Source organism: Pseudomonas fluorescens (assembly GCF_001623525.1).
GTDB classification, from domain to species: domain Bacteria; phylum Pseudomonadota; class Gammaproteobacteria; order Pseudomonadales; family Pseudomonadaceae; genus Aquipseudomonas; species Aquipseudomonas fluorescens_Q.
In genome coordinates, this window is sequence record NZ_CP015225.1 from 2,538,340 (window position 1) to 2,560,696 (window position 22,357).

At 61.5% G+C, this 22,357-nt stretch carries 22 protein-coding genes; 12 read left to right on the forward strand and 10 right to left on the reverse strand.

The annotated features are described in order from the left end of the window. Positions 1-87: 87 nt before the first annotated feature. Positions 88-873: a sulfite exporter TauE/SafE family protein gene (locus TK06_RS10770; RefSeq protein ID WP_063322060.1), complete on the reverse strand. Its 786-nt coding sequence runs from the start codon at positions 871-873 to the stop codon at positions 88-90. A gap of 107 nt (positions 874-980) precedes the next feature. Next, positions 981-1,730: a hypothetical protein gene (locus tag TK06_RS10775; protein ID WP_057447798.1), complete on the reverse strand. Its 750-nt coding sequence runs from the start codon at positions 1,728-1,730 to the stop codon at positions 981-983. A 298-nt stretch (positions 1,731-2,028) separates the two neighbouring features. Here TK06_RS10775 and TK06_RS10780 point away from each other — a divergent pair, with 298 nt between their 5' ends. Together TK06_RS10780 and TK06_RS10785 are read left to right on the forward strand one after the other, a co-directional pair. Continuing rightward, positions 2,029-3,180, forward strand: a complete 1,152-nt coding sequence (locus TK06_RS10780; RefSeq protein ID WP_063322061.1) for an aldose epimerase family protein — start codon at positions 2,029-2,031, stop codon at positions 3,178-3,180. 101 nt (positions 3,181-3,281) lie between these two features. Further along, the gene (locus TK06_RS10785) at positions 3,282-4,103 is read left to right on the forward strand and encodes an aldo/keto reductase (RefSeq protein ID WP_063322062.1); all 822 of its coding nucleotides are present in this window, start codon (positions 3,282-3,284) and stop codon (positions 4,101-4,103) included. Between the two features lie 132 nt (positions 4,104-4,235). On the opposite strand, the gene TK06_RS10790 is transcribed toward TK06_RS10785, so the two are convergent. After that, positions 4,236-6,599, reverse strand: coding sequence for a DNA polymerase II (locus TK06_RS10790; protein ID WP_063322063.1), 2,364 nt, complete (start codon positions 6,597-6,599; stop codon positions 4,236-4,238). Positions 6,600-6,922: 323 nt separating this feature from the next. Here TK06_RS10790 and TK06_RS10795 point away from each other — a divergent pair, with 323 nt between their 5' ends. The 5 genes from TK06_RS10795 (at position 6,923) to TK06_RS10815 (ending at position 10,878) form a co-directional block, all read left to right on the forward strand. Beyond that, positions 6,923-7,363: a CBS domain-containing protein gene (locus TK06_RS10795; protein ID WP_003200075.1), complete on the forward strand. Its 441-nt coding sequence runs from the start codon at positions 6,923-6,925 to the stop codon at positions 7,361-7,363. Positions 7,364-7,432: 69 nt separating this feature from the next. Beyond that, positions 7,433-8,029, forward strand: a complete 597-nt coding sequence (locus TK06_RS10800; protein WP_063322064.1) for a paraquat-inducible protein A — start codon at positions 7,433-7,435, stop codon at positions 8,027-8,029. Positions 8,030-8,040: 11 nt separating this feature from the next. Continuing rightward, positions 8,041-8,685, forward strand: coding sequence for a paraquat-inducible protein A (locus tag TK06_RS10805; protein WP_063325133.1), 645 nt, complete (start codon positions 8,041-8,043; stop codon positions 8,683-8,685). Continuing rightward, on the forward strand, positions 8,666-10,324 hold the full coding sequence (locus TK06_RS10810) for an intermembrane transport protein PqiB (RefSeq protein ID WP_063322065.1): 1,659 nt from the start codon (positions 8,666-8,668) through the stop codon (positions 10,322-10,324). The genes TK06_RS10805 and TK06_RS10810 overlap by 20 nt, the downstream gene beginning before the upstream one ends. Positions 10,325-10,341: 17 nt before the next feature. Then, positions 10,342-10,878, forward strand: coding sequence for a PqiC family protein (locus tag TK06_RS10815; protein ID WP_063322066.1), 537 nt, complete (start codon positions 10,342-10,344; stop codon positions 10,876-10,878). Between the two features lies 1 nt (position 10,879). On the opposite strand, the gene TK06_RS10820 is transcribed toward TK06_RS10815, so the two are convergent. Continuing rightward, positions 10,880-11,509: a glutathione S-transferase family protein gene (locus TK06_RS10820; RefSeq protein ID WP_063322067.1), complete on the reverse strand. Its 630-nt coding sequence runs from the start codon at positions 11,507-11,509 to the stop codon at positions 10,880-10,882. Between the two features lie 194 nt (positions 11,510-11,703). On the opposite strand from TK06_RS10820, the gene TK06_RS10825 reads away from it, so the two are divergent. Beyond that, positions 11,704-12,216, forward strand: coding sequence for a hypothetical protein (locus TK06_RS10825; protein ID WP_063325134.1), 513 nt, complete (start codon positions 11,704-11,706; stop codon positions 12,214-12,216). A 215-nt stretch (positions 12,217-12,431) separates the two neighbouring features. On the opposite strand, the gene TK06_RS10830 is transcribed toward TK06_RS10825, so the two are convergent. The 4 genes from TK06_RS10830 to TK06_RS10845 form a co-directional block, all read right to left on the reverse strand. Beyond that, a complete protein-coding gene (locus TK06_RS10830) occupies positions 12,432-13,526 on the reverse strand; it encodes a DUF1615 domain-containing protein (RefSeq protein WP_063322068.1) in 1,095 nt (364 codons plus the stop codon). Between the two features lie 122 nt (positions 13,527-13,648). Then, entirely contained in the window at positions 13,649-14,623 is a 975-nt protein-coding gene (hemB, locus tag TK06_RS10835; protein ID WP_063322069.1) for a porphobilinogen synthase, read from the reverse strand. A 115-nt stretch (positions 14,624-14,738) separates the two neighbouring features. After that, positions 14,739-15,596 carry a PhzF family phenazine biosynthesis protein gene (locus TK06_RS10840; RefSeq protein WP_063322070.1) on the reverse strand — a complete coding sequence of 286 codons (858 nt, stop codon included), beginning with the start codon at positions 15,594-15,596 and terminating at the stop codon, positions 14,739-14,741. After that, positions 15,593-16,291 (reverse strand): glutathione S-transferase family protein, encoded by a 699-nt coding sequence (locus TK06_RS10845; protein ID WP_063322071.1) that lies wholly within the window; start codon positions 16,289-16,291, stop codon positions 15,593-15,595. Before TK06_RS10845 ends, TK06_RS10840 begins: the two co-directional genes overlap by 4 nt. Before the next feature lie 318 nt (positions 16,292-16,609). Between TK06_RS10845 and TK06_RS10850 the strand changes: the two genes are divergently transcribed. Further along, complete coding sequence (locus TK06_RS10850) at positions 16,610-17,284, forward strand: hypothetical protein (RefSeq protein ID WP_063322072.1); 675 nt, start codon at positions 16,610-16,612, stop codon at positions 17,282-17,284. Between the two features lie 33 nt (positions 17,285-17,317). Here the strand turns inward: TK06_RS10850 and mnmH are convergent, their stop codons facing one another. Both mnmH and selD read right to left on the reverse strand, forming a co-directional pair. Continuing rightward, on the reverse strand, positions 17,318-18,421 hold the full coding sequence (gene mnmH, locus TK06_RS10855; RefSeq protein WP_063322073.1) for a tRNA 2-selenouridine(34) synthase MnmH: 1,104 nt from the start codon (positions 18,419-18,421) through the stop codon (positions 17,318-17,320). Beyond that, a complete protein-coding gene (gene selD, locus TK06_RS10860; RefSeq protein WP_063322074.1) occupies positions 18,421-19,455 on the reverse strand; it encodes a selenide, water dikinase SelD in 1,035 nt (344 codons plus the stop codon). Before selD ends, mnmH begins: the two co-directional genes overlap by 1 nt. Before the next feature lie 299 nt (positions 19,456-19,754). Here selD and TK06_RS10865 point away from each other — a divergent pair, with 299 nt between their 5' ends. The 3 genes from TK06_RS10865 (at position 19,755) to TK06_RS10875 (ending at position 22,298) form a co-directional block, all read left to right on the forward strand. Further along, entirely contained in the window at positions 19,755-20,705 is a 951-nt protein-coding gene (locus TK06_RS10865; protein WP_063322075.1) for a nucleoside-specific channel-forming protein Tsx, read from the forward strand. A 45-nt stretch (positions 20,706-20,750) separates the two neighbouring features. Then, positions 20,751-21,776 carry a purine-nucleoside phosphorylase gene (locus TK06_RS10870; RefSeq protein WP_063322076.1) on the forward strand — a complete coding sequence of 342 codons (1,026 nt, stop codon included), beginning with the start codon at positions 20,751-20,753 and terminating at the stop codon, positions 21,774-21,776. A gap of 237 nt (positions 21,777-22,013) precedes the next feature. Further along, positions 22,014-22,298 carry a hypothetical protein gene (locus tag TK06_RS10875; RefSeq protein ID WP_063322077.1) on the forward strand — a complete coding sequence of 95 codons (285 nt, stop codon included), beginning with the start codon at positions 22,014-22,016 and terminating at the stop codon, positions 22,296-22,298. Positions 22,299-22,357 lie beyond the last annotated feature (59 nt).

A 22,357-nucleotide genomic window follows, 5' to 3' on the forward strand; every position in this document is an offset into this window, starting at 1 on the left:
GAAAGCGGTCTGTCAGTCGACATCAACGTTGACTGAAAACTGCTTTCGCGAGCAAGCCCGCTCCCACAAGGGATCTCGGTGTCAGTGCTAGAACGCCAGCTTGAACCCGATCATCGCCAGCATCACCGCCAGGCAGGGGCGCAGCAGCTCGTCGGAGATACGGCCCGACAAATGACTGCCCAGGTAGATCCCCGGCAACGAACCGATCAGCAGGAAACCCAGGATGTGCCAGTCCATGTTGCCCATGCTCGCATGGCCCAGGCCAGCCACCAGGGTCAGCGGCACGGCGTGGGCGATCTCGGTGCCCACCAGGCGCTTGGTGACCAGGAACGGGTAGAGGATGAACAGCGCAACGGTGCCCAGGGCGCCAGCGCCGATGGAGGTCAAGGCGACCATGGTGCCCAGCACGAGGCCGGTGATGACCGTGAGCACATTGAGGCGCGTGCCAGTGGGGTTGTAGTGCCCGCCGGCACGGTCATGGGCGAATTGCAACAAACGCTTCTTGAACAGGATCGCCAAGGCTGTGGCGAACAACACAAAGCCCAAGGCTTGCTTGATCACCGCGTTCATGGCGTCGGGGGAGCTGTGCAGGCTGCTGAGAAACCACAGCGTCAAGCCGACTGCCGGCACACTGCCCAACGTCAGCCAGCCAGTGATAGCCCAGTCGATGTTGCGATTTTTTGCATGAACCAGGACACCGCCAGACTTGGTAATGGCTGCGTACAGCAGGTCCGTACCCACCGCCGTCGCAGGGTTGATACCAAACCACAACAGGATCGGGGTCATCAGCGAACCACCGCCGACGCCGGTCATCCCAACGATGAAGCCGACCACCAGGCCTGCAACGACTAAACCGACATTACCGAAATCCATTAAACCCGTCTCAGCACGACCGCATGAAAAATCTGGCCGCGAGCATAGCGATTTTTCTTATAACCCCCTATATCGATGTGATCTATCTTTATTCCTTTTCCGTCATTTCACTGGACCGGCAGGAAATTGAGGAACAGCAGGCTCTGGGCGTAATTCAAGCCGATCCGCCGGTAGCGCTCATCGAGCATCTGGGTCAGCAGGTCCAATCGGGCGACGATTTTTCCAAACTCCACGGCGAAACTCAGGTTGCTGCCCTCCTCCGAAATCTCATTGGAAAACAGCAACAGCTTGCCGTCCTTGTTCTGCCGCTGACTCAGCAGCCAGGTGGCTTTTTCGATATTGCGCGCCGCGTTGCTGACAAAACGCGGGTCGATGGTGTCGGTCATGTAGAACTCGAGGCGATTGCCGTGCGCGGTCACCAGCATGCTGCCAATGGCATAGATGAACGCCCCTACCCGATCGCCAAGAAACTCCGGGCTCATGGCGTAGCTCAGGGCCGCCAGGTCCTTCTTGCCACCCAGGGTCGGCAAAGGCTGTTGCTGCTCGATGGCCATGCGCACCTGTTTTTCCGCAGTGCGAGCGTCGAGAAAGCCGGACTTGCGCAGCTCCTCGGGGTTGCGCAGGTACAGCTTGTTCATCAGCAGATAGAGGCTTTGCAAGTTGTCGTGCATCGACAACGTGGCCATGCGGTCGACGCTGGTCTGCAAGAACTCCTGGGGCTTGGCGTTGCTGAACTGCGTGACCATGTCCTGTCCCTGCTGATGGCTGCAGCCGCCGCTGAACAGCATCGACACACCGACCAACAATGCCAGGCAGCAGCGGCGCAATCTCGTCACAGGATAAAAAACACCGGCCATCGAATCTCGGTCTGGGCATGGGGAAGCGATGGGGGGTCGTCGCTTCCAGGCCATGGATAGAGCAGCAAAAATCACAAAAGTGCAGTGCCGGGAGAAAACCCTCGGTCTTCAGCAACGATCCAATCACGCAATTAGTCTTACTTTTTAATTGATAAATCCCCATTAATGGCTATAAATCCCTTCTCACCCACCAAATAGAAAGACTACTAACCAGAAAAACCTTCAGCGCTGTCCGACCAGTAGCGGACTCGCCCCGCGTTCAAAACAACAACAAAACAACAGGAAGGAAGGTCATACCATGCTTGAATCCAGACAACTGCTTACGGCCCTCGGAGTGTCTCTGATGATCGCCACCTCGGCTTCCCACGCTGCCGGCCTGACTAATGAACGCGGTTCGTTCGGCAAAACCGACGACGGCACGGCGGTGGAAAAATTCGTGCTGCGCAACAGTCACGGCATGGAGGCCACCGTTATCACCTACGGCGGCATACTCCAGTCATTGAGCGTGCCGGACAAAAACGGCAAGGCCGCCGACATCGTGCTCGGCTTCGACGACGTGCAGGGTTACCAGAAGAACGGCAGCGTGTATTTCGGCGCGACCATCGGCCGCTTCGGCAATCGCCTGGCCGACGGCGCCTTCGAGCTGGACGGCAAGCGTTACCAGGTGCCGCAGAACGACCATGGCAACTCCTTGCACGGCGGGCCGCAAGGGTTCGATAAGCGCGTCTGGAAGGCCCAGCCCCATGATGGCAAGGACTCGGTGGGCGTCACCCTGACCTACGTGTCACCCGATGGTGAGATGGGCTTTCCCGGCACGCTGAAAACCGACGTCACCTACAGCCTCAACGAACAGAACGAATTGCGCATTGAGTACAAAGCCACCACCGACAAACCCACGGTGCTGAACCTGACCAACCACAGCTATTTCAACCTGGCTGGGGCCGGTAACGGCGACATCCTCGAGCAGCTCGCCACCCTGCACGCAGCCCACTACACGCCGGTCACCGGCAAGCTCATTCCCACCGGCGAACTGGCCCCCGTGGCCGGTACACCGATGGACTTCACCCAACCCACCGCCATCGGCACCCATATCAAGGCCGATCACCCACAACTCAAGTTCGCCGAACCGAAACAGGGCGGCTTCGATTTCAACTGGGCGCTGGACGCCAAGGGTGACGTGAGCAAACTGGCCGCAGAAGTGTATGACACGAACTCCGGACGCCGCCTGCAGCTCTACACCACCGAGCCTGGCGTGCAGTTCTACACCAGCAACTTCCTCGACGGCACCGTCAAGGGCAAGCAAGGCAAGGTCTATCCGCATTGGGGCGCGTTCACCCTGGAAACCCAGCACTACCCCGACTCGCCCAACCAGCCGAACTTCCCTTCGACACGGCTTGATCCGGGCCAGACCTACACCCAGACCATGGTGTTGAAGTTCTCCGCGAAGTAACGCCCCCGCCGAATCGTTCCCATGCTCGCGTGGGAACGATCAACACTGAACACTTGGTCTATCCTGCTGCCACACGTCAAAGCAAAAAACAGGAGATAGGCATGAGGACGCTGGAATTGGCGGGTGTGTCCGTACCGGTAATCGGCCAGGGCACCTGGCGCATGGGTGAAGAACCGTCCCATCACAAGAAAGAAGTCGCCGCCCTGCGGTTGGGGATCGAACTGGGCATGAACCTGATCGACACCGCAGAAATGTACGCCGAAGGCGGTGCGGAGACCGTCGTTGGCGAGGCGATCACCGGCCTGCGGGACCAGGTTTTCCTAGTGAGCAAAGTCTACCCTCATAACGCCAGTCGCAAAGGCATTCCCCTGGCCTGCGAACGCAGCTTGCGCCGGCTCGACACCGATTACATCGACCTTTATCTGTTGCACTGGCGCGGGCAGTACCCGTTGGCAGAAACCGTCGAAGCGTTCGAACGCCTGCGCGAAGAAGGCAAGATCGGCCGCTGGGGTGTGTCGAACTTTGACGTCGATGACCTCGAGGAGCTGGCCTCGCCGGCCTGCGCCACCAATCAAGTGCTGTACAACCTGCAGGAACGCGGCATCGAATTCGACCTGCTGCCCTGGTGCCAGCAACGGCGCATGCCGATCATGGCCTACTGCCCGGTCGGCCAGGGCGGGCACCTGCTCAAGGATCACACCCTGGGACAGATCGCCGAACGCCATCGCGCCACACCGGCACAGATCGCACTGGCCTGGCTGTTGCGCCAGGACAATGTGATTGCCATTCCCAAGGCCGTGAAGCCTGAGCATGTGCGTTTGAATGCCGAAGCGGCCAACCTCAAGCTGGAACCGCAGGACCTGGCCGCCCTCGACCTGATATTTCCCCAGCCCCGGGGCAAGCAGCGGTTGGCGATGGTCTAGTTTCCCCGGGCCTGGCAGCTTTTTGTGGCGAGGGAGCTTGCTCCCGCTCGATCGCGAAGCGGTCGCAAAAGGGGCCGCTGCGCAGCCCAGCGGGAGCAAGCTCCCTCGCCACAGGAACCTTGACCCTCGCCATCAGAACAACCCCATCTGCCCCCCCACCAACGTCGAGAAGTCATCATCCACGAACGGCAGGATCGCATCCGCCACCGGTTGCAGCTGTTTGCTCACGTAATGGTCGTAATCAATCGGCGCGCTGCGGATTTCCAGTGGCTCGGGGCCGGCAACGGTGATGACATAGCTGATCCAGCCGCCATTCTGGTATTGCCGCGGACGCCCCTGGCGCTGGTTGAACTCATCGGCCAGCCGCGCAGCCCGCACATGGGGTGGAACGTTGCGTTCGTAGTCTTCCAGGGGCCGACGCAGACGCTTGCGGTAGACCAACCGATCATCGAACGCACCGGCCAGGGTCTGCTGCACATAATCGCGCACATAATCCTGATAGGGCTGGCGGTGGAAGATCCGCCCGTACAGCTCCTGCTGGAATTGCCGTGCCAGCGGCGACCAGTCGGTGCGCACGGTTTCCAGGCCCTTGTAGACGATTTCGTCGCTGCCATCGGCACGGGTGACCAATCCGGCGTAGCGTTTCTTGCTGCCCTCCTCGGCGCCGCGGATAGTCGGCATCAGAAAGCGCTTGAAATGGGTTTCGAACTGCAGCTCCAGCGCACTCTCCAGGCCGAACTCATCGCGCACCTGCTCACGCCACCATTGGTTGACGTGGGCGACCAACTCGCGACCGATCCTGGCCGCTTCCTCCTGGCCATGGGCACGACGCAGCCAGACGAACGTGGAATCGGTATCGCCATAGATCACCACATGCCCCTGGGCTTCGATCAACTGGCGGGTGCGCTGCATGATCTGGTGGCCGCGCAGGGTGATGGACGAGGCCAAGCGTGGATCGAAGAAGCGACAGCCGCTGGAACCGAGCACGCCATAAAAGGCGTTCATGATGATTTTCAATGCTTGGGACAGCGGCGCATTGTGCTCGCGCTTGGCGGTTTCCCGGCCCTCGGAGACCCGCGCCACAATGGCCGGCAGGCAATGGCGGGTACGGGAGAAACGCGCCCCGCGAAAGCCTGGCACCGATTCCTGGTCAGCCGGGTGGCGCAGCCCTTCGATCAAGCCCACCGGGTCAATCAGGAAAGTGCGGATGATCGATGGATACAGGCTTTTGTAGTCCAGCACCAGCACCGACTCGTAGAGCCCCGGCTGGGAGTCCATGACAAATCCACCCGGGCTGGCCTCGGGCGGACGCTGGCCGAGATTGGGGGCAACAAACCCCTGGCGGTGCATCAGCGGCATGTACAGGTGCGTGAAGGCCGCCACCGAACCGCCGCTGCGGTCCGCTGGCAGGCCGGTGACGCTGGCCCGCTCCAGGAGGAACTTGAGCAGTTCGGTCTTGGCGAAGATCCGCGTCACCAGCTCGCAGTCCTTGAGGTTGTAGCGGGCCAGGGCCGGCTTGTCCTCGGCGAACATGCGGTTGATCTCGTCCATGCGCTGGTACGGGTTATCGATGGACTTGCCCTCCCCCAGCAGCGTCTGGGCGACGTTTTCCAGGCTGAACGAGGGAAAACTCCAAGTCGCCGAACGCAGGGACTCGATACCGTCGATGATCAACCGGCCAGCGGCCGAGGCGAAGAAGTGGTTGTTGCGCGCGCCGTGCTCGCGCCATTGCATCTCTTCCCCACCACGCCCCAGGCGCAACGGCACCGCCAGGCGCCGGGCGTGTTCATGCAACACCCGCAGGTCGAACTGCACCAGGTTCCAGCCAATGATCGCGTCAGGGTCGAAACGGGCGAACCAGTCGTTGAGTTTCTTCAGCAGCAGCGTGCGCGATTCGCAGTATTCCAGCTGGAAATCCACGCCGGTATCGTCGCCATTGGCTGGCCCGAGCATGTAGACCTGGCGCTCGCCGCAGCCTTCCAGGGCGACGGAATACAATTCGCCCTGGGCGGTGGTTTCGATGTCCAGGGACACCAGGCGCAACGGTGGACGGTATTCGGGCGCCGGTTTCATCTGGACATCCACCAGCAGGCCATCGGCGGTTGGCGTACCGCCGAACCACACCGGGGCGGTGATGAAGCGCTCCATCAGGTAGCGCTCCGGCGGCCGGATGTCTGCTTCGAACACCTCCACGCCAGCGCGGCGCAAGGTGGTGTCCAGGCGCATCAGTTGGGCGTGTTGCTGGCAATACAGCCCCAGCACCGGACGATGCTCGAAATCCAGCAGGTCCAGGGGGCGTAGCTCTACCTCCTTCTCCCCTTGCAGCAAGGCTTCGAGCTGGCCGCGCTGGATCTGCGGCACGAAGGCCACCGACGTCTGCACCGGCAGGCGCACGCGCCGGGGACCGGCGTCGGTCGCCAGCCAGAACTCGACTTCGGTGCCGGCCGGGGTATCGCGCCAATGCCGGGTCAGGACGAAGCCCTGCTGTAAATCCACCGCTGCAACCTCGAATTTTGCGTGTGCCGCGATTCTACCTGTGGAGAGGGAACTTCACCTGCCCAACTGACACACCACCCACCCGCTTTTTTTGTGGCGAGGGAGCTTGCTCCCGCTGGGCTGCGCAGCGGCCCCTTTTTGCGATCGCTGCGCGATCGAGCGGGAGCAAGCTCCCTCGCCACAACGGCGCCTGGCCACGGGATTGAGGGAAATCCCCGGGCAATGACGCTTTTGGACGACTGGCCGCCGCTTTACCGCTTGCTCTGCGCCGTTGGGTCTACGATGCTTTAACAACCAGCAAAAACAACACCTGAGGCTCCCCCATGAAAACCGTCGCGCAGTTGCTCCGGATAAAAGACGAGAAGAACCAGCAAGTGCACACCATCTCACCGGACGACATGGTATTGCAGGCCCTGATGCGCATGGCCGAGAAGAATGTCGGTGCCTTGCTGGTGGTGAAGAACGATGAAGTGCTGGGGATCATCAGCGAGCGCGACTATGCTCGCAAAATGGTCTTGCGCGGTCGCTCATCGGTGGGCACGAAGGTCAGTGACATCATGGTCTCCCCCGTGATCACCATCGACCCGCACCAGAACGTCGAGACCTGCCTGAGCATCATGACCGAAAAACATTTGCGGCATTTGCCAGTGGTGGAGGACGGCAAACTGGTCGGCCTGCTGTCCATCGGCGACCTGGTCAAGGAAGCCATCGCCGAACAGGCCGATCTGATCAAACAACTGGAGCAATACATTCGCGGGGAATGATCCGTTCGGTCGGGTTGCTCATTTCCAAGGCACTTCTATATTGAAGGGGTTGTTCCTGCGAGCATCCCAATGGCCGACACCGACCGACTGATCATTTGTGAACATTGCGATGCGGTATACGAGCCGGTGGTGCTCGCTGCGCACCAGAAAGCCTCGTGCGTGCGCTGCCACGCGGTGATCCAGCGCTACAACGGCCTGACCATCGAGCAGCGCCTGGCCTTGAGCGTGACGGCCGCGGTGTTGTGGGCCTTCGCCAACATCTACCCGGTCATGAGCATCCGCCTCCAGGGCCTGAGCAACAGCGCGACGTTATGGGATTCCATCGTGGCGCTGAACCAGGGGCCGATCGCCTTCATCGCCCTGGTGACAGCGGTGGCGATCATCATTGCACCGGCCTTTCAATTGGCCCTGCTGCTCTGGGTACTGGGCCATGCCTACCTCCAGCGGCGGGCGCCGGGGTTCAACCTGTGCATGCGCAGCCTGGAAACCCTGCGGCCCTGGAGCATGCTGGAGGTGTGCCTGCTGGGCGCGCTGGTGGCGGTGATCAAGCTCGCCGGACTGCTGGACGTGCTCCCGGGCATCGGCCTGTTCGCCCTGGCGGCCTTGAGCCTGCTGATGATCCGCATTGCCGGGCGCGATGTCCGCGACCTTTGGGACAGCCTGTGAACGGCCAGCCGCTGGACACCCCGCCAGAGGCCCGCGACCTGGGCCTGTGCCTGTGCCACAGCTGTGGCCTGGCCTGCGACATGACCGACGAGCCCGAGACCTGCCCCCGCTGCGACGCCGCCCTGCATCGACGCAAACCCGACGCCATCACCCGCACCTGGGCCTACATGCTGGCCGCGCTGGTGTTCTACATCCCGGCCAACCTGCTACCGGTCATGAATACCCAGATGCTCGGTGAAGGCGCCGACAGCACCATCATCAGCGGCGTCATCGAGTTCTGGCAAAGCGGCGCCTGGGACATCGCCCTGATTATCTTCATCGCCAGCATTGCGGTGCCCGGCATCAAGTTCGTGGTGCTGACCCTGTTGCTGGTGACCGCACAGCGGCGCAGCACCTGGGCCCAGGTCCAGCGGGCGAAGCTGTACCGGCTGGTGGAAGTCATCGGCTACTGGTCGATGCTCGATGTGCTGGTGGTGGCCCTGGTGGCGGCACTGGTCAAGTTCCAGGCATTGAGCGACATCGAACCACGACCGGGCATCCTGTTCTTCGGCCTCGTGGTGCTGTTCACCATGCTGTCGGCCATGAGTTTCGACCCCCGGCTGATCTGGGACACTCAACCATCCGAGGAGGTCATGGATGAAGTCGCAAGCCACTGACGGGCAGCAACCCGCACCCGGCCGCGCCCACGTCACCACCCGCCGCTGGACGGTGTCGCTGGTGTGGATCGTGCCGATCATCGCGGTCCTGGTGGGGCTGTCCCTGGTGGTCCACAACTGGCTGCAGGAAGGCCCGACCATCACCATCACCTTCAAGACCGGCCAGGGCCTGACCGCCAACAAGACCCAGGTGAAATATCGCAACGTGGTCATCGGCCAGGTCACCGATGTGCAACTGAGCGAGGACCAGAAGAACGTCACCGCCACGGTCAAGCTCGCCAAGACTGCCGACACCTTCACTCACGAAGATTCGGTGTTCTGGGTCGTACGGCCACGCATCGGGGCCGGCGGTATTTCGGGGATCGACACTTTGCTGTCGGGGGATTTCATTGGGGCCGACGCCGGTCAGTCGAAAGTGCGCGCCAAGTCCTTCACGGGCCTGGAGAACCCGCCGCCCATCACCTACGGCGAACCAGGCAAGCGCTTCACCCTGCACTCCCAGGACCTCGGTTCACTGGACATCGGCTCGCCGGTGTACCTGCGCAAGATCCCGGTGGGCCAAGTCGTGTCCTACGCCCTGGACGCCGAGGGAAAAGGCGTCAACATCGACGTATTCATCAACGCGCCCAACGATGTGTATGTCACCGAAAACACCCGGTTCTGGAACGTCAGCGGCGTCGACGTGAACGTCGGCGCCAACGGTTTCGCCGTCAAGACCGAATCGCTCTCGGCCTTGCTCTTGGGTGGCATCGCGTTCCGGGCACCGGAGTACAGCCCCAACGACACCGCCGCCAGCGAAGACAAGACCTTCGAGCTGTTTGCCGACCAGCAGAGCGCCCTCGCCCCGCCCGATGGCAAGGCGCAATACCTGGCCCTGCGCTTCGATCAGGCACTGCGCGGCTTGCGCGTCGGTGCGCCGGTTGAGTTCCTCGGGGTGGAAGTCGGCAGGGTGGTGGCCATCAACCTGGATTTCGATGAGAAACAGCGCAGCTTTCCGGTCAATGTCGGCGTGGTGATCTACCCGCAACGCCTGGGCAAGGCCCATGAAAAACTGCTCAAGTCGCTCAATCACAATCCAGACGACGAAGCCGCTGGCGCCCGCCTGATCGGCAGCTTCGTCGAGCGCGGCCTGCGCGCCCAGGCCCGTAGCGGCAACCTGCTGACCGGGCAGTTGTACATCTCGCTGGACTTCTACCCCAAGGCTGAAAAAGTCGCCTTCGACCCAAGCGCCCGGCCCGTGCGCATTCCAACCATCCCAGGCAGTCTCCAGCAACTGCAGGAACAACTGCAGGCGATGATCGAGCGGATCAACAAACTGCCACTGGAGAGCATTGCCGGCAACCTGGATGGCAACCTGGTGGAGCTGCGCAAAGGCCTGGCCCAGTTCAACAGCAAGACCCTGCCGGGCGTGCAAAGCACCTTGCAAGACGTCAGCAAGACCCTGCAATCGGCTAACTCGACCCTGGCCGAAGATTCACCGCAGCGCGAACAATTGACCCAGACCCTTGACGACCTGGGGCGCATGTCGCGCTCGCTGCGCGAACTGTCGGACTACCTGAGCCGCCATCCCGAATCGCTGCTTCGCGGCCGTCCCAAGGACGCACCGGCGCAGAACCTCACATTGCCGGTGAAAGAATGATCACAGGAGCCCGCCCCATGCCACTGACGCTGAAACTCACCCTGGTTGCCGTGGCGTTGCTGCTCGGCGCCTGCCGCAGCGATCCGATCCACTACCACACGTTGAGCCCGGCCCAACCGGCAGGCCAATCGCGCTCCAGCGTGGACATCCAGATCGAACAGGTCAGTGTCCCACCCCAGGTGGATCGCACCCAGATGGTCATTCGCCAAGGCAACAGCGGGTTGGCGATCATGGAAACCGAATGGTGGGGCGCCAGCCTGGCCGATGAACTGCACAGCAGCCTGGACGAACGACTGAACAACCCTGGCGCCCCCAAATCATTGCTGCGGGTAGAGGTGCAACGCTTTGACTCGATCCCTGGCCGCTATGCCCGCATGGATGTGCAATGGCGACTGCGTAACCTGGGCAACGACGCCCGCCCCATCACGTGCCGCAGCAGCCTGCAAACGCCGGCGGGCGCCAGTATCGACGAGCTGGTGACGGCGCATCAGGAGAATGTCCGGCAATTTGCCGGCCTTGTCGAGCAAGCGGCTGCACGCAAGGCGTGTCCTTGATTCACTCAGGCCAATGCAGCGACAGCACCGGCGCAACGCGCGGATGGTGGTCAATGCGCTCCAACAGCTCATGGAACGCTGGACGGGCGCTCAGCATCGCCTCCCGCGTATTTCTCCACTTGGTGATCACGGCCGCCAGGATATCCAGCGCTCCGGGCTCGTCACCGCCCAGAAAAGGTCGGGCCGGGAACTGGTCGGCAAACAGCGCCCAATTGCGATACAGCCGTTGCTGCGTGCCGGATATCAATCGCTGTCGAGTCGCTTCGTCCGCCTCGTCCAGCCAGCGTTCCGGAAAATCGATAATGCCGATGGGCGTGTAGCAATTGGCCGCGATATAGACCAGGCCCCGTATGGCCTGGGCACGCTGGGCCGGGTCTTGCGGGAGCAGCTTCGATGCTGGGAAGGTCAACCCGAGGTGAATCAAGATCGCCGCCGCTTCAGTCAGCACCGAACCGTCCGGCAACTGCAGGGTCGGCACCTGCTTCAGAGGATTGAGTGCCTCAAGCTCTTTCGCCGCATCGTTGTCTTGCGTCGAATAGGCGTCGACCCGCCGATAAGCCACCTCACAGAGACACAGGGCAACCTCCACCGCCGAAGAGCCGGATTGCCTGCAACCGAATAACCGATACATGAACGTACCTCCTGCGTAAGCATTATGCCGGTAGAGCCCGCGAGCCCATCAGTGTTCCATCGAGCTGACCGGTAGCGGGCCAACGAGGTATCACTGCCATCGATGTTCACCATCATGTCAATGAAGTTCTCTTGATGATCGCCCGGGACAACAATGGCCTCACACAAACCACTGCCCCCCCGGAGCACACCATCATGAAACGCCAAGTCATCCTCAGCCTCGCTTTCTCTGTACTGGCCGCCAACGTATTTGCCGCCTCCTCCCAACCGGTCGTCGCCGAAGGCGGTTCTGATCGCCTGATCGAAAACCGCGTCGCCGAAGGCGGTGCTGATCGTCTGCTGGAACGTCGTGTCGCCGAAGGTGGCTCCGATCGCCTGATCGAAAACCGCGTCGCTGAAGGCGGTGCCGATCGTCTGCTGGAACGTCGCGTCGCCGAAGGTGGCTCCGATCGCCTGATCGAAAACCGCGTCGCTGAAGGTGGTGCCGATCGTCTGCTGGAACGTCGCGTCGCCGAAGGTGGCTCCGATCGCCTGATCGAAAACCGCGTCGCTGAAGGCGGTGCTGATCGTCTGCTGGAACGTCGTGTCGCCGAAGGTGGCTCTGATCGCCTGATCGAAAACCGCGTCGCTGAAGGCGGTGCTGATCGCTTGCTGGAACGTCGTGTCGCTGAAGGTGGCTCCGATCGTCTGATCGAAAACCGCGTATGAGTTGCTTGACCGCAATGCCTGGAAATATCGCAAATCATGTGCAACACACCCCGTGGCGAGGGAGCTTGCTCCCGCTCGGGCGCGCAGCGGCCGCAACCTTCACGCAGCCGCTGCGCAGTTCACCCGACACACCGCTCCAGAACACTCCCAAACCAAACCCATCACAGTAAAAGCCCGGCCTCATCCGCCGGGCTTTTTCATGCCTCAACGCCTGGCTAGCGCCCCGCCGCCCGCGCCATGCATCGCTGATAACGCTCATCCACCCGCTTGGCAAACCATGCCGTGGTCAGCTTGCGCGTGATCTTCGGGCTCTTGAGCACGATCCCCGGCAATACCGCCCGAGGCAACGCCTTGCCCTCGGCCTTGTCAGCCAGTTCGAACACACGCTTGTAGAGCTTGCTGTCCTCGAACGCCAGACTGTCACCCTGCTCCAGTTGATCGCGGATGGTCGGGTTGCGCATTCCCAGCGACTTGCCCAGCGTGCGCACCGCCAGTTCCGTGCTGCCCGGCATGATGGAATCGTGGGCGATCAGATCGCCGTCCAGCGCCAGGGAAATGCCCGACGCTACACTCACCGCATGCTGGAAAGCTGCGTTGCGGCTGGCGTACCACCCGGCATTGAAATCGGCAAAACGATACAACGGCTCGGTGTAACTCACCGGATAGCCCAGTAAATGCGCGATGCCGAAATACATCCCGCCACGACGACTGAACACTTCGCGACGAATCGAGCCCTCCACCGCGTAGGGATAATTCCGCGCATTGGCCTGGGCAAACGCGATGCTGACCTGCATCGGCCCACCCGTGTGCACCGGATTGAAACCGCCAAACAGTGTCTTGCCCAGCGGCACCATGCCGATGAAATCATCGAAAATCCCGCTCAGCTCTTTCTCGCTGCGTGCCGCATTGAGCCGATCGCTGTAGCTTTTGCCGTTGGGCGAACGCACCTGGAGTGCGCCACTGACCAACAGCTCCGGAATGTGCACCTTCTCCGCACGGCGGTTGATCTCCTGACGAGCGATCTTGCCCAGCCCCGGCACTGGCGGATCGGATTGGAACGTCGACTCCTGTTCGGTCACCGCCAGGACAGCACAGATGTTCTGCGTCGTAGAGGGAATCTGCTGGGTCGCAAAGGCCACGTAGATGTCAGTCGCCCAGCCTTCGCGATCCGCAGTCTTGGCCGGCAACAACTGCACGATCTGCTTCTTGACCTCAGCGGGTTGACGCTCAGGTTCCTGCGCCTGACGGCTGCCGCAACCGGCCAAGGCCAGCAGCGCAGCCAGGCTGATCATCAATCGGTTGAATTGCATGGTGCTCCATCGAGTTCGTTATTCCGGAGCAACCATACGATCAAAAGTGGATGCGGGCTATGCCCAATGTGGGAGCTTGCTCGCGAAGGCGGTGGCACGGGCCCCACTGATGCAAGTCGAGATCAGATCCCGCTCAGCGCCAGGTCCATGGCGAAGTAGGTGAAGATCAGGTCTGCCCCCGCCCGCTTGATTGCGCCAAGGCTCTCGCGTATCACGCGGCCTTCGTCGATGGCGCCAGCCTGGGCGGCGAACTTGATCATCGCGTATTCGCCACTGACCTGATAAGCCGACAGCGGCAGGTTCGAAGCCTGGCGAATGTCGCGGATGATATCGAGGTAAGCACCGGCCGGCTTGACCATCAGTGCATCGGCACCTTCCTGCTCGTCGAGCAAGGATTCGCGCAGCGCTTCGCGGCGGTTCATCGGGTTCATCTGGTAGCTCTTGCGGTCGCCTTTCAACGCGCTACCGCCGGCCTCGCGGAACGGGCCATAGAGTGCCGAGGCGAACTTGGTGGAATAGGCCATGATTGCCGTCTGGCTGAAACCGGCTTCATCCAGGGCCCGGCGAATGGCCTGGACCTGCCCGTCCATGGCCGCCGATGGCGCGATCACATCGGCACCGGCGCGGGCCGCCGCCACGGCTTGCTTGCCCAGGTTGACCAGGGTCCGGTCGTTGTCCACTTCATCGCCGTGGAGCACACCGCAGTGACCATGATCGGTGTACTCACAGAAGCAGGTGTCGGACATCACGACCATCTCCGGCACCGCGTCCTTGCAGATCCCGGCCATGCGCGACACCAGGCCGCGCTCGCTCCAGGTATCGCTGCCATCGTTGTCCAGGTGATGGGACACACCAAAGGTCATCACCGATTTGATGCCGGCACGGGCGTAGCGCTCGATCTCGCCGGCCAGTTTCGATTCGGGGATGCGCACCACACCGGGCATGCTCTTGATCGGCACAAAATCATCGATTTCTTCTTCGACAAAAATCGGCAGCACCAGGTCGTTCAAGGTGAACTCGGTTTCCTGGAACAGGCTGCGCAGGCTTGCATTGCGACGCAGACGGCGTGGACGTGCTTCGGGGAACTGGCTGGACATGGGACTCCTGGGGCAAATAGGTGCGCGATCACAGGGGGCAAAGCTTATGCCCTGGTCGGCCAGGGCACAAATACCGGCTGGAAAATAGCGTGTTACCAGCCGGGCAATAATCCCCTCACACGGTCAGCGAGCCATTGATGCACGTCACCACCGCGCCGCCAATCCAGACGTCATCGCCCAATTGCTCGACATGAATGCGCCCTGCCCGACCCATCGTCAGCCCCTGGCTGACCACATAGGATGTCGGCGCCAAGCCCTTGGCCAGCATCCATTGCGCGAGCCCGGCGTTCAGGCTGCCCGTGGCGGGATCCTCCGGCATGCCATCACCGGCGATGAAGCCTCGCACTTCAAAGTGCGCTTCATCGCCATCCACGGCCCGATCCCAAGGTGCGATCACGCCCACGGCCAGATCCAGCAACTGAGGGTAATCGGGGTCGAGCGTCAGGACCTGTTGGCGATCCTTGAGCATCAAGGCCAGCCAGCCGGCACCGTTATCGACCCATTGCGCCTCGACAATCGCCTCGGCTGCGAGCCCCAACCCCTTGCGCACCCGCTCCAGCAGGTCGGCCTCCAACGGACCGGACTTGAGCAAGGGCGGCGCGAGGAATGCCAAGCCATGATCACTGCGGCGAATCCTGACCAGGCCGATGCCACATTCCTGCACGATCTCCTGCCCTTTGGGCACGCCTCCGGCTTCCAGCCAGGCGTGACAACTGCCCAGGGTCGGATGCCCGGCAAACGGCAACTCGGTCGAGGTGGTGAAAATACGCACCCGGTAATCGGCTTCCGGGTGCTGTGGCGCCAACACGAATGTGGTTTCGCTGAGGTTGGTCCAATTGGCAAAAGCAGCCATGCGCGAATCACTGAGCCCATCGGCCCCCAGCACCACCGCCAGCGGATTGCCCTTGAGTGGCACGTCGCTGAACACATCCAGTTGCTTGTAATCGAATCGGCGACTCGTCGGCTGACTCATTCTGGAATCTTCAACCCGCGCGCCACAGCCGGTCGGGCCAGGAAGCGCTCCAGTACCCGCGTCACATTGGGGAAATCCTGGATACCGACCAAATCACCGGCCTCGTAAAAGCCGATCAAGTTGCGCACCCAGGGGAACGTGGCGATATCAGCAATGGTGTAGCGCTCGCCCATGATCCAGTCGCGCCCTTGCAGACGGCCATCGAGCACCTTGAGCAGGCGTTTGCTTTCCTCGACGTAGCGATCGCGTGGCCGCTTGTCCTCGTAGTCCTTGCCGGCAAGCTTGTTGAAGAACCCCAACTGCCCGAACATCGGCCCGATGCCACCCATCTGGAACATCAGCCACTGGATCGTCTCGTAGCGCGCCGCCGACTCCTGGGCCAGCAACTGCCCGCTCTTGTCCGCCAGATAAATCAGGATCGCCCCCGACTCGAACAACGCCAACGGCTGGTCGCCCGGCCCATGGGGATCGAGAATCGCCGGGATCTTGTTGTTGGGGTTCAGGGAAAGGAACTCGGGCGATAGCTGATCGTTGCTGGCGAAGTCCACTTTGTGGGGCTCGTACGGCAGGCCGATCTCTTCCAGCATGATCGAGACCTTCACGCCGTTGGGGGTGGGCAGGGAGTAGAACTGGATCCACTCCGGGAACTGGGCAGGCCATTTCTCGGTGATGGGGAATGGGGTCAAGTCGGGCATGGGGTCGGCTCGGAAATGAAGGAAAGCCCCGAGGATAATCCAAGATGTACGGGACGGCATCACTGCCCGTCACGGTATTCACATCGGCTTTTCTTAAATCCGCAACATCCTGTCGCTAACATTCGCCCTACCTCCCCACAGGAGGCCTTACAGTGCACCGGGACTAGCCAGGATCGAACCAAAGGGCTTGAAGAGACTCTGAGCAATGCCCCCGAGGATTCAACGCGGCGTAACGACAGGGAAAACACCCGAGGCCAGCCGCTTCGCGGTGCCAGGGTTTGTCAGCCTGACTCATGAGTGCTGAAGAATAACTATTCGATGATGAACCCACTGAATTTCGCCAGACGCTTCAAACACCGCTCGTGGCTGCTGCTGCCGACGCTGCTTGTGGTCTGTGGCCTGGGGCTGGCGCTGGAATCCAGCATCAGCCGCGCCCAACCAGCCGACGGCGTGCAGACCCTGGTGTTCCTGCGTCATGCCGAGAAACCCGCCGGTGGCCTGGGCCAGCTCAACTGCCAGGGTCTCAACCGCGCCATCGACCTGGCCACCCTGCTGCCGGAAAAATTCGGCAAGGCCGACTACGTGTTCGCGGCCAACCCGACCCGCAATGTCGAAGAGGGCGAGCTGGACAATTCCTATAGCTATATTCGCCCGCTGATGACCATCAGCCCCAGCGCCATCAAGCTCGGGTTGCCGGTGAACATCAATTATTCGGCCAACGACACCAGCGACCTGGCTGAGGAACTGCTGCACGACAAGTACCACAACGCCACCATCTATACCGCCTGGTCCCATGGCTACCTGCCGGAACTGATCAACACGGTCGCCGCAGAGGCGGTGGGCAAGAAGCAAACCATTACCGATGACTGGGCGTCAGGCGATTTTGACTCGCTGTACGTGCTGACCCTGACCTGGCACAACGGCAAGGCCAGCCTCACCAGCCAGAGCTACAAGCAAGGTTTGGACAATGGCAAGCAAGCCTGTCCGACCTGATCATCAGTGTGGGAGCTTGCTCGCTCCCACAGGTCACCCTCCTCGGGCCGCCCGCTCCCGCAGATATTCCAGCACCGCCGCCTGCTCTCCCGAGAACTCGATCCGCAGCCCCTTCTTTTCCCGCTGGAACACGTACATCGGGTCGTAATACTCACGCAGCAGGCCTTCGATCCAACCGCGATGCACGTCGACGGCACCGCTGTGGGCCTGCTCGGCCAGGGCAGTTTCCAGGATGTCCTTCAAGCGCCGGTGACGGTCACCGCCCAGGCGCTTGTGGATGTTGTCCAGGCTTGCCAGCAATCGCTCGGAAAACAGTGCGAAACCTTCGTCGCCATGTACGGCGACAAATTCAGCGCACAGGTCGATGACGTAATCCTGCAGGATCCGCTCGACCCGATGCTCCAGGCTGTCTTCCAGCCAGACCATCGGAACCTGCTGCATGCGCTGGTACAAAGGCAGCGGCAAGGCGCAACTGCCGACCGCACGGCTCTCATCCTCAAGCACGAATTGTTCGATGCCGCTGGCGCGTTTTTTCAGTACGTCCACGGCCAGGCGGTTTTCAAAATCGATGTTGGAAGGCTGGCCGGTGGCGCGTTTGCCGAAGCTGGAACCGCGATGGTTGGCATAACCTTCCAGATCCAGGCTGTTGCTCAGTTGAGCCAGCGCTTCGGTCTTGCCGGTGCCGGTCATGCCGCCCAGCAGCACCAGGTCGCACTGGGCAACCGCCTGTTCGACCGTGTCCAGCAAAAAGCTGCGCATGGCCTTGTAGCCACCGCCGACCCTGGGGTAATCAATGCCCGCTTCGTCCTTGAGCCACTGCTGGACGATCTGCGAACGCAAGCCGCCGCGAAAGCAATACAGCACACCGTCGGGATGGGTCTTGGCGAACTCGGCCCAGGCCTGGATGCGTTCGGCCTTGATTTCACCGGACACCAACTGATGCCCCAGGACAATGGCCGCCTGCTGCCCCTGCTGTTTGTAGCAGGTGCCGACGCGTTGCCGTTCGCTGTCGGTCATCAACGGCAGATTGACCACGCCGGGGAAGGCCCCCTTGATGAACTCGATCGGGGCGCGTGTGTCCATCATCGGCCGGTCATTGAGGAAGATATCGCGGTAATCGGTGATGTCATGGCTCATCAAGACACCTCGACCGCATAACCCTGTCGCTCGACCAGTTCGCCGATAGGTTCCAGCGCCAGCCCGAGTTCAGCGGCAACCTGCAGGAACTCACTTTCGCCTTCCGGGGTGACGGCAATCAGCAGGCCGCCGCTGGTCTGTGGGTCACACAGCACGCGCTTGTGCAGTTCCTGGAGCCGACCGACCTTGCTGGCGTAGCTGTCGTAGTTGCGCAGCGTACCGCCCGGCACACACCCCTGGTCGAGGTAGTACTCGACACCCGGCAAGCGTGGCACCGCGTCATAGCGGATGCGCGCGGTCAGTTGGCTGCCGTCGGCCATTTCCACCAGGTGACCGAGCAGGCCGAAACCGGTGACGTCGGTCATCGCCGTCACACCGTCGAGCTTGCCGAAGCGGCTGCCGGGTTTATTGAGGGTGCACATCCAGTCACGGGCCAGGCCAACATCGGTGGCGCGCAGCTTGCCTTTCTTTTCCGCCGTGGTGAGGATGCCGATGCCCAGGGGCTTGGTCAGGTACAGGCGGCAACCGGCGGTGGCCGTGTCGTTGCGTTTCATATGGCGCTTTTGCACCAGGCCTGTGACCGCCAGGCCGAAAATCGGCTCAGGCGCGTCGATCGAATGCCCGCCGGCCAGGGGAATACCGGCCTCGTCGCACACGGAGCGACCGCCGCGAATCACTTCCCGAGCAATTTCCGGGGCCAATACGTTGACGGGCCAACCGAGAATCGCAATGGCCATCAGCGGGTCACCGCCCATGGCGTAGATGTCGCTGATGGCATTGGTGGCGGCGATGCGACCGAAATCGAAAGGATCATCGACAATCGGCATGAAAAAATCGGTGGTCGAGACCACCCCGCGCTCCTCGTCGATGGCGTACACCGCAGCATCGTCCCGGGACGCATTGCCGACCCACAAATTGGGATCAAGGTTCTGCGCACCGCTGCCGGCCAGGATCACTTCCAGTACCTGGGGCGAAATCTTGCAGCCGCAACCGGCACCGTGGCTGTACTGGGTCAGGCGAATCGGCTCGCTCATGGGCATACCTCTGGTCAGTCAAGATGACCGATTCTATCAGCAACGCCACCGCCTCAGTGCCGCGTCGATCACATGCCCCTGCAACACGTTGGTGCCCCTTCACCCGACACTGCCGAATTCGGTGCACCGAGCCTGACCAACACGACAGGAAAAAAGCCTGAACCCCATGCATTTCAAGCCAATACAAAAAATTGGTACGACATGTGCAAACGTTTGCGCAATCGATCCTGCGCAGCGGATCGATGGTCTTTCTTCAACCACGGAACCCGGGCTTCGGCCCACACGAACAAGGACTTTCCATGCACTGCACTTCCCGGTGTCGCGCTACACCCGGCGTATTGGCAGCCGCCCTGCTACTGACCGCCGTTACCGGACTACTCAGCACCACGGTCCAAGCCCAGACCGCCGAGGCGTCCGCCCAGGGCGAAGCCCTCAGCCCCGAGGCCACCCCCTCGAAAAAAGGCGTCTACCTGTCGGACTGGTACAACCAGGACCTGACGCTCATCGGCAGCAAGGACATCAGCTTCGGCCCGCAACCGGTCGACGATGTCTATCTGGAATATGAATACTTCGGACGCAAAGGGCCCTTCGAGCTCTATGGCTACGTCGACATTCCAAAGATTTTCAACATTGGCAACAGTCACGACAAAGGGGTGTGGGACCACGGTTCTCCCGTGTTCATGGAGCACGAACCGCGTATTTCCATCGACTACCTGGCCGGCCGCAGCCTGGCCATCGGGCCGTTCAAGGAATGGTATGTGGCGTTCGACTGGATCTACGATCACGGCAGCAACAGCGCCAATCGCGCGAACACCTTGTACAGCGGGCTGGGCACCGACATCGACACCCACTCGAGGGTCAACCTGTCGGCCAACTTCTATGGCCGTTATCAATGGGAAAACTATGGCGCCAGCAATGAATACTCCTGGGACGGCTACCGCGCCCAGCTCAAATACATCGTGCCGATCAGCCAGTTCAGCAACGGCGCATCCCTGACTTACATTGGTTTCACCAACTTCGACTTCGGTTCGGACCTGCACAAGGACAACCCCGCCCGCACCGCCAACGCGACGGTCGCCACCAACGTTTTGCTGTATTCGTTCACGCACCTGCGCTTTACGCTGGTGGGCCGTTACTTCCACAACGGCGGCAACTGGCAGGACGGCAGTGAGCTTAACTTTGGCGACGGCAACTTCCGCGCCCGCTCCGATGGCTGGGGATACTACGCCGGGGTTGGCTATCAATTCTGAGCAAGCTGTAGAAGCACCACTTCGATCCATGGAGGTCACGAATACATGATCAATCGCCTGTCTATTTCAATCGGCCTGGCCTGCACGGCTCTATTCTGCTCGACCGCCGGGGCCGCACCGCCGCTTCAACCCAAAGTGATGCTGATCACGATGTTCGCTCCTGAAGCGCAGAACTGGATCGATCGCCTCGAACTCAAGACTGAAATCCGCGTGCCGGGACTTTCCGCCGAATACCCGACGATCCGCTGCAATGCCGAACGAGTCTGCCTGCTGATTACCGGCATGGGCCAGACCAACGCCGCAGCCTCGACACTGGCCCTGGCCTTCTCCCCCACCGTCGACCTGCGCAAAAGCTATTTCCTGGTGGCCGGGATCGCCGGCATCAACCCGCACCACGGCACACTTGGCACAACCGCCTGGGCCCATTACCTGGTGGAGTTCGGCACCCAATGGGAGCTGGATTCGCGGGATGTGCCCAAGGACTGGCCTACCGGCTACCTGGGCATCAACACCAAGGGGCCGAACGAAAAACCGCCGCTGGACTACAAGACGGAAGTCTTCGAACTCAACCCGGCCCTGCAAGCCAAGGCCTTTGCCCTCAGCCAGAAGGTAACCTTGGCGGAAAGCAAGGAATCGGCGGCCTGGCGCTTGAAGTATCCGTACGCCCCGGCCAACCAGCCGCCGGTGGTGACCCGCTGCGACACCCTGGCCGGTAACACCTGGTTCTCCGGTACGCGCCTGAGCGAGCGCGCCGAAGTCTGGACGCGCCTGCTCACCGACAACAAAGGCGTCTACTGCACCACCCAACAGGAAGACAATTCCACCTACGAGGCCTTGCTCCGCGCCAGCCGCGAAGGTCGGGTGGACATCAACCGGCTGGCCGTGCTGCGGGCCGGGTCCGATTTCGATCGCCCCGAGCCCGGCGGCAACGAAGTGGACAACCTGCTCAAATACGCCGACCAGGGCGCGTTCGTCCCGGCACTGGAAAACCTGTTCCGCACCGGCAACCCGCTGGTGCAGGACATTGTGAAGAACTGGTCGGTGTGGAAGGACGGCGTGCCTGGCCTTTGATCTGACGAGTGCCTGTTTGGAATGGCCCCCTGTGGCGAGGGAGCTTGCTCCCGCTGGGTCGCGTAGCGGCCCCGGCTTTTTGCGGCTGCTTCGCAGCCGAGCGGGAGCAAGCTCCCTCGCCACAGGGAAAATGAGAACGGCAGAAGTTGGGGCTAATCTCTACAGATCACCCAATGGAATTTTCCATCCCGGGCGGGATCATTTGAACATCAACCGCGCGTACCCAGGAGACCGCCGATGCCTCTCGCCCGATCCTCCGTCGACAGCACTCACCTTGACTACGGTCTCGACACGCTGCTTGGTCGCAATACCAAAAGCATCAACTGTCAGTACGAGGTCAAGCACCTCGACGACGACAAACCGGTGTGGTTCGTGTTGCACGTTCATCCACCGATGCCGGACGACCTGGACAAGGCCCAGATCGTGACGTTCTACGCCGAGGGCCGGCACCTGAGCGGCATCGTGCGAAGTACGAAGCGCCTGGCCGACGACAGCCTGCAATTGGACGTGGAACCCGACTGAGTGCTCCAGGCCGGGTTCCCACGGTAATCGAGCGGGTCCTTACGTATGTCGCGAAGTAC

Coding starts and splice junctions, on each gene's coding strand:
- TK06_RS10770 (WP_063322060.1), bottom strand. CDS start 873: ATGGATTTCGGTAATGTCGGTTTAGTCGTTGCAGGCCTGGTGGTCGGC.
- hemB (WP_063322069.1), bottom strand. CDS start 14,623: ATGTCCAGCCAGTTCCCCGAAGCACGTCCACGCCGTCTGCGTCGCAAT.
- TK06_RS10795 (WP_003200075.1), top strand. CDS start 6,923: ATGAAAACCGTCGCGCAGTTGCTCCGGATAAAAGACGAGAAGAACCAG.
- TK06_RS10775 (WP_057447798.1), bottom strand. CDS start 1,730: ATGGCCGGTGTTTTTTATCCTGTGACGAGATTGCGCCGCTGCTGCCTG.
- TK06_RS10800 (WP_063322064.1), top strand. CDS start 7,433: ATGGCCGACACCGACCGACTGATCATTTGTGAACATTGCGATGCGGTA.
- mnmH (WP_063322073.1), bottom strand. CDS start 18,421: ATGAGCCATGACATCACCGATTACCGCGATATCTTCCTCAATGACCGG.
- TK06_RS10825 (WP_063325134.1), top strand. CDS start 11,704: ATGAAACGCCAAGTCATCCTCAGCCTCGCTTTCTCTGTACTGGCCGCC.
- TK06_RS10865 (WP_063322075.1), top strand. CDS start 19,755: ATGCACTGCACTTCCCGGTGTCGCGCTACACCCGGCGTATTGGCAGCC.
- TK06_RS10845 (WP_063322071.1), bottom strand. CDS start 16,291: ATGCCCGACTTGACCCCATTCCCCATCACCGAGAAATGGCCTGCCCAG.
- TK06_RS10870 (WP_063322076.1), top strand. CDS start 20,751: ATGATCAATCGCCTGTCTATTTCAATCGGCCTGGCCTGCACGGCTCTA.
- TK06_RS10780 (WP_063322061.1), top strand. CDS start 2,029: ATGCTTGAATCCAGACAACTGCTTACGGCCCTCGGAGTGTCTCTGATG.
- selD (WP_063322074.1), bottom strand. CDS start 19,455: ATGAGCGAGCCGATTCGCCTGACCCAGTACAGCCACGGTGCCGGTTGC.
- TK06_RS10875 (WP_063322077.1), top strand. CDS start 22,014: ATGCCTCTCGCCCGATCCTCCGTCGACAGCACTCACCTTGACTACGGT.
- TK06_RS10840 (WP_063322070.1), bottom strand. CDS start 15,596: ATGAGTCAGCCGACGAGTCGCCGATTCGATTACAAGCAACTGGATGTG.
- TK06_RS10830 (WP_063322068.1), bottom strand. CDS start 13,526: ATGCAATTCAACCGATTGATGATCAGCCTGGCTGCGCTGCTGGCCTTG.
- TK06_RS10785 (WP_063322062.1), top strand. CDS start 3,282: ATGAGGACGCTGGAATTGGCGGGTGTGTCCGTACCGGTAATCGGCCAG.
- TK06_RS10815 (WP_063322066.1), top strand. CDS start 10,342: ATGCCACTGACGCTGAAACTCACCCTGGTTGCCGTGGCGTTGCTGCTC.
- TK06_RS10820 (WP_063322067.1), bottom strand. CDS start 11,509: ATGTATCGGTTATTCGGTTGCAGGCAATCCGGCTCTTCGGCGGTGGAG.
- TK06_RS10850 (WP_063322072.1), top strand. CDS start 16,610: ATGATGAACCCACTGAATTTCGCCAGACGCTTCAAACACCGCTCGTGG.
- TK06_RS10810 (WP_063322065.1), top strand. CDS start 8,666: ATGAAGTCGCAAGCCACTGACGGGCAGCAACCCGCACCCGGCCGCGCC.